The organism is Chroococcidiopsis sp. CCALA 051 (assembly GCF_003015105.1).
Taxonomy (GTDB): Bacteria; Cyanobacteriota; Cyanobacteriia; order Cyanobacteriales; family Chroococcidiopsidaceae; genus Chroococcidiopsis; species Chroococcidiopsis thermalis.
In genome coordinates this window covers 1-10,509 of record NZ_PYCI01000191.1, presented here as the reverse complement: position 1 = coordinate 10,509, position 10,509 = coordinate 1, and the positions used below count along the sequence as shown (strand labels likewise).

Annotated in this window: 14 protein-coding genes; 5 read left to right on the top strand and 9 right to left on the bottom strand. The window is 46.9% G+C overall.

Translation table 11 applies throughout. The features are described 5' to 3' along the window. The 5 genes from C7Y66_RS28485 to C7Y66_RS28465 all read left to right on the top strand — a co-directional run. A partial coding sequence (locus C7Y66_RS28485; RefSeq protein ID WP_106548142.1) for a Uma2 family endonuclease occupies nt 1-718 on the top strand: 718 nt, incomplete at its 5' end. A 26-nt stretch (nt 719-744) separates the two neighbouring features. Next, nucleotides 745-1,287 (top strand): hypothetical protein, encoded by a 543-nt coding sequence (locus tag C7Y66_RS28480; protein ID WP_106548139.1) that lies wholly within the window; start codon nt 745-747, stop codon nt 1,285-1,287. A gap of 10 nt (nt 1,288-1,297) precedes the next feature. Continuing rightward, a complete protein-coding gene (locus C7Y66_RS28475; protein WP_106548138.1) occupies nt 1,298-2,050 on the top strand; it encodes a hypothetical protein in 753 nt (250 codons plus the stop codon). A gap of 187 nt (nt 2,051-2,237) precedes the next feature. Further along, a complete protein-coding gene (locus tag C7Y66_RS28470) occupies nt 2,238-2,606 on the top strand; it encodes an MbcA/ParS/Xre antitoxin family protein (protein ID WP_106548137.1) in 369 nt (122 codons plus the stop codon). A gap of 27 nt (nt 2,607-2,633) precedes the next feature. Next, nucleotides 2,634-3,212, top strand: a complete 579-nt coding sequence (locus C7Y66_RS28465) for an RES family NAD+ phosphorylase (protein ID WP_106548136.1) — start codon at nt 2,634-2,636, stop codon at nt 3,210-3,212. Between the two features lie 109 nt (nt 3,213-3,321). On the opposite strand, the gene C7Y66_RS28460 is transcribed toward C7Y66_RS28465, so the two are convergent. From C7Y66_RS28460 to C7Y66_RS28420, 9 genes are all read right to left on the bottom strand, one after another. Continuing rightward, complete coding sequence (locus tag C7Y66_RS28460; protein ID WP_158266016.1) at nt 3,322-3,537, bottom strand: hypothetical protein; 216 nt, start codon at nt 3,535-3,537, stop codon at nt 3,322-3,324. 148 nt (nt 3,538-3,685) lie between these two features. Further along, the gene (locus tag C7Y66_RS28455) at nt 3,686-5,317 is read right to left on the bottom strand and encodes a toprim domain-containing protein (RefSeq protein ID WP_233222894.1); all 1,632 of its coding nucleotides are present in this window, start codon (nt 5,315-5,317) and stop codon (nt 3,686-3,688) included. A 658-nt stretch (nt 5,318-5,975) separates the two neighbouring features. Next, nucleotides 5,976-6,224 (bottom strand): hypothetical protein, encoded by a 249-nt coding sequence (locus C7Y66_RS33590; protein WP_106548134.1) that lies wholly within the window; start codon nt 6,222-6,224, stop codon nt 5,976-5,978. 52 nt (nt 6,225-6,276) lie between these two features. Next, complete coding sequence (locus C7Y66_RS28445) at nt 6,277-7,263, bottom strand: ParB/RepB/Spo0J family partition protein (protein ID WP_106548133.1); 987 nt, start codon at nt 7,261-7,263, stop codon at nt 6,277-6,279. Continuing rightward, nucleotides 7,194-7,823: a ParA family protein gene (locus tag C7Y66_RS28440; protein WP_158266015.1), complete on the bottom strand. Its 630-nt coding sequence runs from the start codon at nt 7,821-7,823 to the stop codon at nt 7,194-7,196. The genes C7Y66_RS28445 and C7Y66_RS28440 overlap by 70 nt, the downstream gene beginning before the upstream one ends. Nucleotides 7,824-8,227: 404 nt before the next feature. Then, nucleotides 8,228-8,695: a hypothetical protein gene (locus C7Y66_RS28435; RefSeq protein ID WP_106548140.1), complete on the bottom strand. Its 468-nt coding sequence runs from the start codon at nt 8,693-8,695 to the stop codon at nt 8,228-8,230. 58 nt (nt 8,696-8,753) lie between these two features. Further along, on the bottom strand, nt 8,754-9,149 hold the full coding sequence (gene ssb, locus C7Y66_RS28430) for a single-stranded DNA-binding protein (RefSeq protein WP_106548131.1): 396 nt from the start codon (nt 9,147-9,149) through the stop codon (nt 8,754-8,756). A 334-nt stretch (nt 9,150-9,483) separates the two neighbouring features. Further along, nucleotides 9,484-9,669, bottom strand: coding sequence for a hypothetical protein (locus C7Y66_RS28425; RefSeq protein ID WP_106548130.1), 186 nt, complete (start codon nt 9,667-9,669; stop codon nt 9,484-9,486). Nucleotides 9,670-9,855: 186 nt separating this feature from the next. Then, a complete protein-coding gene (locus C7Y66_RS28420) occupies nt 9,856-10,419 on the bottom strand; it encodes a hypothetical protein (RefSeq protein ID WP_199197700.1) in 564 nt (187 codons plus the stop codon). Between the last annotated feature and the right edge of the window lie 90 nt (nt 10,420-10,509).

The following is a 10,509-nucleotide window of genomic DNA, read 5'->3' as shown; positions in this document are numbered from 1 at the left end:
GCCTCGCTCTGCTAAAGAGACGCTGCCGACGATGTACGATTTACCCAGCGAAGATCCCCAGGAGCCAGGTTTGCCCGACGAATTTCACGATTTTCAACCCCAACTGCTACGCGAAACATTCTCTCCTCCCGACTATTCGCCGGATCGAGTTTTCGTCGCCAGCGACCTGAATCTTTATTACGACGTGCGCCATCCCCTGTGGTACAAGCGTCCCGATTGGTTTGCCGTCTTGGGGGTGGAGCGGTTGTACGAGGGGAGGGATTTACGTATGAGCTATGTCATGTGGCAAGAAGGCGTAGCTCCTGCTGTTGTCGTCGAACTCCTGTCACCAGGTACGGAAAGAGAAGATTTAGGTCGGATGCAAAGGGAAGTGGATCGACCGCCGACGAAGTGGGAAGTCTACGAGCAGATTTTGCGCGTTCCCTACTATGTCGTATTCGACCGCTATAGCGATCGGCTGCAAGCTTTTACTCTCACAGCTGGACAATATCGGGAAGAAATACTCGAACGAGCGCGATTCTTCCTACCTAGCTTGAATTTAGGTCTGGGACTATGGCAGGGGACTTATCAGGGGATCGAGCGACAATGGTTGCGGTGGTACGATGCCGAGGGCAACTGGATTCCTACCGCAACAGAACAAGCGCAAGCAAGAGCCGAACGGTTAGCCGAGCGCTTGCGGGCAATGGGAATTGACCCAGATGCACCCGATGGCGAATAAATTCAAGCACTAGTGGCTAACCAAAAATGTCCGAATCAACTGCTAGAAAGACTAGAGCAAAACGATCGCTCCTCCAAGAACCAGTAAGAAAAGTTAGGGCGATCCCAGACAAGTGCCTCAAGTGTGCCACGCTCTCGGCAGAGCAGGCTCAGGCAATTCATGGTGTAGATGGCGATAGATGTTGGAATCCATCTGTTTGCTACAGCCGCCGTTCCCACGCCCGTCACCGCGATCGCCGCAATTCCTCACGTAACCAAAAACGCTCGCGGCAGTTGGAGCAGATTGAAGTTGAAACTGAGGCAACGACGGCTCAATTCTTTGCCGTGTTGGTGGTGTACCGCGCCTCCGGAGTAGATACGCCCGTCCATGCCATTGGTGCAGAAATTTGGCAGGGGCAGCAGAAATTTGGCTCAGTCAAAACAATTCGTTGCGGCGGCATGACACCTAGCCAGGTACATGCATACGTTAAAAAGATATTGAGCGTCTTGTCAGAAAATTACGGTATTAAGAAGTTTGCCGCACAGGAGCGATTAGACCCGCAACTCTGTCCCGTGCAGCACTACCAATAGGCGGGATCGCATGAGTCAGTTCGTCCAGTTGGAATTAAACTTGTGGGAAGTGTTGTCAGAAGCAGCTTTGGCTCCAGAAGATGCCGACTTGCAGCAGTTGTGGTTGATGTTGGAGTCAACTGTCGCACCACTGGAATTACAGGACAAACTGCGGATAGCAGCAGAAGCGATCGCGAAAATGGCTCAATTGGTTCGCGATCGCTCGTTACTGACAATGGAGGAATTACAGGCACTTGGTAGCGATGAAGGACCAGTCATGCCATTAGATGCCTTCGATCGCTACGTACGGCAAACGATGCAGGTTGATTTCGAGCAGTTTATCGAGCCTTTACCAAGTCTGCCCAGAAAAACACCCGAGTGTCAGCCAAACCAGTTTCCCGATGACGGTCGCTCGGTTGTAGCTGTTTTGGACAAGGAAATACTGCTGCAAGCTTTGCCAGAATCGGAAATTGACTCTCAATTAGATAACAATGCAATGAAGCAAAAGCTGCTCGACATTGCACATGCTGAAGACGTTTCTGCTTGGGTAGACGCGATCGCTAATTATTTTGGCAACACAAAGGCAGAGTACTTGACGCTAGCCCATCTGGTACGAGAAGTGCAGGATCTAGTTGTGCCAGAGAATGAGGTGAAAGGCTCGTCGCCACTGGTTAAAACTTGGCTAGCTCTGTTGTTGGGAGGATTTCAACTAGAACAGCGGCTGGGATTTTATGACATTGAAGGCATCTGGGTTAGCTTAGGAAATCGAGCGCCAAAGATTTAACTCGCAGGCGATCGCATAGTCTTCCACTTCCAGAAGCAGCCAAGGTGTCTCAAGCTTTAATTCAAGCCAGAGAGAGCGAGGAGACAGGTTGTGAGAACAAACTTTTTACAGCTAAAGAACAATATAAGAACAAATTCGGAACAAACAAGCGTACAATAATTAGTAAGAGTAATTGAGGAAATAAATTGTGAATCGGCTGCTTGAACATACCATTTTAGCCGCTCACGATCCTGCTACTGGGCGGTTCGATGCCTCGCGCTTGGCAAAGGCTCTGAATCTGACAACTAAGGAAATGGCTGACATTCTCCACCGCACGCCACGCGGCTTGCTCAAAAACCCAGATTCACAGCAGCTGCAAAGTGAAATGGTAAGAATAGTACAAATGATCGTACAACTACGCGAGCTACTAGATGGCTCGATGGAATACGTCAGGATTTGGCTGCGCTCGCCTCATCCTGACTTAGGGGGACGCACGCCACTGTCCTATTTAATTGAAGGTAAACCCGAGGTAGTCGAGGCACTAATCTACGCTTACGAAGTTGGTCAACCTGGCTAGCAGATTTTGGTCGCTGAGGATTGGTAAATGCTAACAGGTGACGAGTTAAGCGCAGCTCTGGCTAGTCTGCCAATTCTGGCTCAATCAGGAGTTGCTTATCGGCTCATTCATGCTAAATACGCTGGTAGTGCTCTATCGTCGATTGGTTCTCTCAAGTTTGGTGGCAGATACAATCCGTCCCAGGCGTTTGAAGCACTATACTTAGCCAGCAATCCCGTCACGGCGTTGCAAGAGGTCAACGCTGTCGTCCAAACTGAAGTTGGGCTTTTGGGGATCAAAGGACCACCGCGTATTCTGCTATCGGTTGACTACCAACTACAAGCGATTCTAGACATTTGTCACCCTGAGAGTCAAAGCGTTCTAGAAACAAATTTGTCCGAACTCATCGCTCCTTGGCGACCGCTCAACGCTGAAGGACAGATGGCACCAACTCAAACGCTTGGTTCTGCTGCTTATAATCTTCAAAGTATTGAAGCTTTAAAAGTGCCCTCAGCCCGCGATCCAAACACTTATAACTTGGTTGTTTTTGTCAATCGGCTCTCGTCGGACAATAGTTTTTTACGGGTATATGATGACTCCGGTATCATCGATGCACGACTTCCTTAAGCAATAGCAGGATGGCTGTCGAAATTAATTTGGTTTGAGCAAATCGATTTCGACAAAGTGCGAAAAGATTGAAGTTGGGGTTGATTTTGCACCTACAGCATAAAAATAACTACTTGCCTGACATTTTCTTCCAGTCAGGAGCGGTTTTAGTACAAGCCATGCATAAACTCAACGTTTGCTTGGGTCCAACAGCCATCACTTGCTGTTGACTCAAACCAAAATAGTAGTCCATCCAAAAAGGTGCGATCGCCCTCGTCATTGCTACTTTGGCAGTGAAGAATGTATTGCTTTTCCTGGGATGTAAAATCGCATGGTTCGTTGCCACAGGCTAAATCAATGTTTTGACAAATGGATTTTTTGTTCATGGGTAAGTTGCGATCGATATATGGGTAAGTTGCGACTAATAAACGCTGTTATTGCTGTTGCAAAGCAATTTTTTAGATTTTTTAGGATTGGATTTGCGAGTGTAGACCTTACAGTTGCCGCAACAATTCAATATCCTGCTGCATTTGCAGTAGTATTTCTGCGGTTAGAGGTAAGGGGTGTTGCTCTGCAAAAAAAGCCAACGCAATATCAGCAATCTGTTGTAAATCATCAGCAGTTTTTTCTAGCATGATGGCGGCTCTCCACCATTTCCATAAAGAAGCTCCAATCTCTCGCCACTTACAAAAGTCTTGCTCCATAGATGCTTTGGCTTCTTTTGACAAAGGCTGATTGCTTTCTACCTCAGAAGCCACAATTTTTACTCTTTGGACGTACTTGTTTGTCTTGCCTATTGCCTGCGCGATTCGCCACCACTCGGAAACTTTATACCACTGCTCTAGCTGAGTTGCTCTCACCGTTGCTTGGAGGAATTCGTTCCAATCCTTACCAAGGCTTGGCGCGGCACGGATAATATTGCCTTTACCTAAAGCCTTGACGACATTCCACGCTTGTTTCTCTCCAGCTCTATCGGCATCCTGGGCTAGAATAATTTGTCCTCCCCGTGCGATACAACCGCGCAGTAATTCGAGTGGTAGCGTACCAGTACCGTCAGTAGCGATGTAGAGAGTGGTTAAGTGCTTGTATTTAGTCAAGGCAGCCACCGACATCGCGTCGATTGCTGACTCGGTAAGGACGATCCGCTGTACTTCCCCTTGCCCCTGCACGAAGGAAAACCAACCTACATCCTTTCTAGAGCCTTCTGCCATTCCCTTGAACTGACCCCGCACGTCTTTGAGCGAGGCTCCTTTAGCTTCGCCGTGCAAGTTCTGCCTGATGAATACGGCATTGGTCAATTTTTTGCCATTTTTCCCTTGCTGTTGCAGGCGTTTGAGTACGGCTGGTGCAATACCACTGGCGTAGATTTTTCCATCTCGGTGTAGTGCCTCTACTAGCTCCAGAGGTAAAGCTCTTTGTTCCACCAGATAGGATTGAACTTCCATCCACTTGCTTTCGTCCGGTACGGGGACGACGAATGGACGACGATCTATACTCGTGTTGGCTATCGATTTACGCCGTTGTTTAGTAGCAGCAGAACTGCATGAGGAGATGTAGTAAATTGGGCGCGATAGACCGAACTGAACTGCCAGCCATTCCCTCGCCGCTCGTCGGTCTATTTCTAAGACGTGCATCGCCAAGCTCGTAGCATTTTTCCCGCCCACGCCTGCATTCCAGTCGTACCAACCTTTACCTTCAGTCAGGGAAATGTTCTTTAACTGCTCGTTACACCATTTGCCTTTCTCTCCTTTCTTCGGTGTCATGCCCAATCGAGTCGCCACATCTTCTAAAGGCAGTGCTAGGATTTGCTGCGTCAGCAACTCTCGTTCTCTTTGCTTTTCTCTTGCGCGGTCGAGGGCAGCTCGGTTGAAGGCGACGGCTGGTTTTGTTTTTGACGGCGGCAGAAGTTGCTGTTTCTTGGCAGCGACGGGTTGGCTAGGCGTAGCTGATTCAGGCATAATTGGTATGTTGTCGCGTTCGGGCGATATTTTCACTCGCTCGAATACTGGAGTGCTAGTGCGTGGAATAGTTGGAATACTTGCTAAATGCTGATGTTTTCTGTTTTTCTGTATTGCTGCGTTCTTGCTGACAGAAGCCGCAAACGGCATCTGACGAGCTAGATGCAATTGTTGTGGAAAATAAAGTTATCCTGGAATGGCGATCGCGCTTTGTAGCAGATGCAAAGCAAATCTTCTCTCAAGTCAACTGCTTTTACCCCACCCTACTGCCCTTGGCGCTGCGGACGTAGAGAGTCTTCAGTTCGACTCAATTCAAACTGGCGGCAATCGCAAACGAACCTGCTAACCCGTTAGAGTTGCGGTTGTCGATTTAGCTAGATAAAAACTTTGGAAAAAACTACTGCTGTTTCTTTGAAAACACCCTATCTGTAAATATTTATACCAGATATCTTGAGGCGTGGCAATCCCTAAGAACAGTTTTTTCGCTCGGTTGCAGTACGAAATCGCTAGCGACTAGATTGCTTTCCTAAGACTGCTGTCAAGTAGCTAGCGATCTCAAGAGCGCGTACTTTTTCATCTGAAGGTGGAACAGGGCAGAACGATTGGGTTCGAGCGTAGCCTTAACGCTTTGTCAGCCAACCTCTTTCCGCCCTTTCTGCTGATGCGCTATGCAAAAACGCTTGTATTGTTCCAATTCCTCACCCGTCGTACTGAGGTGGCGAGACCATCAGCAACTTGTCTGGGTATAGGGAACAACTAACACCACGCTGTAAATACGTCGATCGTTAACGGATTTTTCCCGCGATCGCAATTAATCTGCAAGGTACTAGGACTTTATTTTCGACTTCGATCTTTTGACCAAGACAGGTCTGGGCTTACGTTTTTTCAGCTTGCTCGCGTCTTGAAGCTGGTGAGGCGGGCGACAAGTCTCGCAGTAGAGCGGTCTCGGTCCATAAGATTCTCTTTCTGTCGGTTGTTGACACTGTTGGCAGATCAACTTGAATAGGCGAGTGTGGATTGTCCGCTCGTGGGCGCGGACAGTGTATTCTCTCACAAAAACCTGTTTAGATGGCATGGAATAGGAAAGTCTTGTTGCTGTGTAAACGCTATGATAACGAAAGAAGTAATTATTTAGAGGCTAATGCTTCTAATTCTGTCAGCAGCTTATCTAACCGCTTTTGCTTTTTGGGATCTGCCCAAATTTTTGACTTTTTCACCAGGCGGTAGGCTGCGTCCATACGGCTTTTCAGTGATGAAGTTACGCTGCTAATTGAATTTGCCTGCTTGTCAGCGATACTGGCTACCCGTTCTTTAATTTGACCTAGAGATAGGTTTTCGGCGATCGCTGTCTCTAACAAAGCTTGTCTGTGCTCTTCATCCTTGACTCTAGCAATCGCCTGAGCTTTTGTATAAGCAATCTTTCCTTGGCGTAAAGCCTCTAGAATGTCAATAGGGAGATTGAGTAAAGGCAAGCGATTAGTCACGAAAGATTCCCAGTCCATCAGCCCGATAGCTTCAAACGTAGCTTGGATGACCTGGTTTGGCAAACTACCCATAACGTTATGGGTAACTTTTCCTTTGACTTCATTCTGCATTCGGTATAGTAGCTTTGCTACTTCTGGTGAACTTATTTCTAACTTGAGTGCTAGTAGTTGTAAAATTCCTTCTGTCTCTTCTACAGGGTTAAGATCTTCTCGCTGTAAGTTCTCAATTAGAGCTAGCTGTAAAGCAGTTTCGTCACTAAGTTCTCGGACAACGACAGGGACTTCGACTAAGTTGGCTTCTTTAGCAGCATGGTAACGCCTTTCTCCTGCAACTAATTCATACCTCCCTGAAGAAAGAGGGCGCACGAGTAGGGGCTGAAGAATGCCATGCTGTTTGACTGAGCTGGCTAACTCTTTTAAAGCTTGAGGATCGAAATAACGGCGCGGTTGCTGTTGAGGTAAACAAATCTCGCTCAACCCAATTTGATGCTTGCCGTCAAAATTTATCTCATCTGGCTCGGCATTGGCGGCGATTTCTGATAAGTTCTCCGGAACAAAGTTTAGGATATCTCGGAACTTATCAGCTCGGATATCGGACTGAGTTTTGCTAGTTCTATCCAATCCTGCCATGCTTTTTTACCTCCTTTCATACTATTGATAGGTAGCCCTAGTGCTGCTGCATCTTTATAGACTTTCAGCAATCTGATGCTATGTTTTATAACAGGAAAACTTTTTTCTTGCAGCACCTTGAGCGCGTCTTCTCCGTCTTTCTGAGGTGGCGGCGGAACCATCGTCAGAAGGATATGGTAATTTGTTCCTTGGGGTAAACTTTGGCTGGTAAGCATCATTGCTTTCATGGCGAGCGAGTCAGGAGTTGTAGGAAGTAGTAGTAGATCGCATCCTTCAACTAGCTCCTGCATTTCCGCTTCGGCAGGTCGGGCAGGTGTGTCAATCACAACGAAATCAAAGTGAGTTTTTGCCATCAGCCTTGTTGCCGTGTTCTCGGTTGCCACCTTAAATGGTAGGTTTCCCGAACTTGCCCAAGCAGTTGCCGAGCGATTTGGATCGGAGTCAATCAGCATAACCTGTCCGTAGTTGGAAAACAAGCAGCTCAGACAGACAGCACTAGTCGTTTTTCCCACACCGCCTTTGTAAGAAGTCAGAGTAATAAATTTCGTACTTGGTTGCACAAGAATACTTCTCCTCGTTGTACAGACAAATTTAAACTGCATCAGTTGTGCGGTCAACAAAAAAAACCAGGAATTTCAATTGAGTGAAATTTAACCATCGACTCGTTCCTTGCTTCGATCGCTGTATATCTCATTTCCTTCCTAGTTAAGGAGCCTCTAAGCATCTAGCCAGTCAGTGTGTTACAAACAGCGGTAATGATTGTCAGAAAAGACGATTGCCTAAGCAGAGACTCCAAAAGCGCTTTTCAGCACGAATATTTGCTCGACGAACTCCATACACTTGCTCCAATGGCATGACTTGGGAGCCAATTTCATTTCACATTATGTTGTTTAACAGAAAAAAAGAATTAATGCCAGCACGAAGGCGACACTAATTCTGAATATTTTGTTGAATTGATCGGCGATTAGAATGGGATGTCCGTGTCGGTGTCATCCTCTATCTGAGGAATGCTGCCGTTACCGACCGCAGCACTGACTCCTGCAAGTACGGGTTCGGGTGCGTCAGGCGTGGGCGTAGCGGGGATCGTATCCGACTGGCTGGGAATGAAGCTATCGATAACAAGGCAGGGAATCTTTTCTTTGTAGGTATCTTGGTTAACGATAATGAAGTCTACGTAGCCAATAGCTATACCTTGAGTGCCCGTACCTGCTGCACCGACTTGGACGGCACCAGCGCCTCGGCAACGATAGTTAATTTGTTCGGTAACGGGACCATCCTTTGAGTAGGTTTGAATTGACGCAACACCGTTACAGATTTTCATGCCTTCAGTGTCGTGTTGTTCGTTAATTGTTTCTACAGCGATTGTGAGAGTGGCGATAATCATGGTTTGAATTGGATGATGTTTGAGATTGGTAATGCGGGCGCAAGCCATAGCCCCAATTTCCACTTTTAAGGAGATTGGGGCTATGGTACAGTTGGAGTTATTGAAATTAGAACTGGGCGTTGGCGATGGTGGCGAGGTCTGGGGTTGGAAATTCGCTGGTTGCCGCACCAGATTCTTGTCGTTCGCGAGGCGAACCTAACAATTCGAGCAGCTTGACTCTGATGAATGCTTTGCTGCGGGGTGCGCCTGTATTTTTGTCAACCCAATGGTCGAATACCAGTTCGCCTTTGACGGCTAACCCAGTCCCCTTGCGAACGTAGTTAGCAATCACTTCTGCCTGCGCTCCCCAGGCTTCTACGTCAAACCACTGCGGTTCTTCAGCTTTATATGGCGGACGTACAGCCATCGATACCGCTGCTTTGACTGCTCCGCTTTCAAAATAGCGGATATTGGGGTCTTGGCTAACTCGACCGATAACTGTGACGGAGTTTAGATATGTCATACGCCTATTTTGTGTTGAATGGTTCTAGTTGGGCGTGCGAAGCACTTAATTGCTTGGGTTCCTGACAAAAAATCCCTAAATTTTTTCTCTACGCTCGAATATGTAGTACTAGCTTAGGCATTCAAAGAGGTGTTGAATTTTTTGGGTAAATTACTCTAGAATCCAAACATCATAACTTGAGGCAGCAAAATATAAGTTGAATTTTTTGGGTAAATTACTCTAGAATCCAAACATCACAACTTGAGGCAGCAAAATATAAGTAGTAATTGCTGCTTTGCTACCTTTTGCTACCTATATTGTTGTTTGAGTCGCTGTGTGCGGACACGGAGAAAACTCAGCATTTATCCAAAAGCTCTGAAACATTCGCACCTGGTTGTTTTTTGAGAATAATTTGATAGCAGTCTTTTCCGGCTTTTTTGACTGAAAATATCGCGCCTGCTTGTCGCAGCCTGTTGGATGTTTCGTTAAGAGCATCAAATGATACTGTGAGTGTATTGTTTGTTGTGGATGGAACGTTCATATTGTTGGCGCTCGATAACTTTTCTCGTTCGTGCAACGCGCTGCGAGTTATTTGAATTTTTAGCAGCTGGTAAGATCGTGTCGGTTAGCGAAAAACTGACTCAAAATGCTGCGTTATGCAGATCCTTGACTAGATTGGATACAAACTCACTACTTTTCAGTATGTTGGTAGGCAAACAGTAAGCGGTTAGCACTGAAGTTGAAATAGCTGACATGTTGCTAATGTATTCGTAGCGTGATTATGTGCTAGCAGCAGTTGATTGAGGTTATGAGCAAGCCTGCCGATATCGTGCTGCCTGCTGCCGTAATATCTGGGGTCAATCTGATACTGGCGCAGAATCTTGCAGGCACGACAGCAGCATCTAGGGGCGATCGCCTTAGTATCGGTTTTAGCGGCAGGATAGCGAACGAGCTTGCCACCTTGATTCATCAAGAAGTTACGAGCTATAAATGCTTCTTTAGCATAGGTGGAGCCGTCAAAACTGACTTTCAGCTGGTTGAATGCTCTTGCATATCTTGGGCTGCAAAGTCCAAAAACGTGGAAATGAACGTTTGTGTCAAATTGACGTATTGCTTCAATAGTTGCCGCGATCGCTATGAGGCTGCTGTGAAAATTTCTGGCTCCTGCTACGAGTCCTCCAATTCCAACGGCACGATATCCGATCTCATATAGTTCGATCGCTCGTTGAATGCGTTCGGCTAGGGTAAGCCCGTGAACCACTGCCATCGGCATCCGATCGGGCAACTTCAATGCAGCTAACTTACAATACTTCGGACAGTTTTTGGCGCTTGGCAGTAGACAGAAAAGCCATCGAACCGATAGAGTGCCTTTTAGAACAAA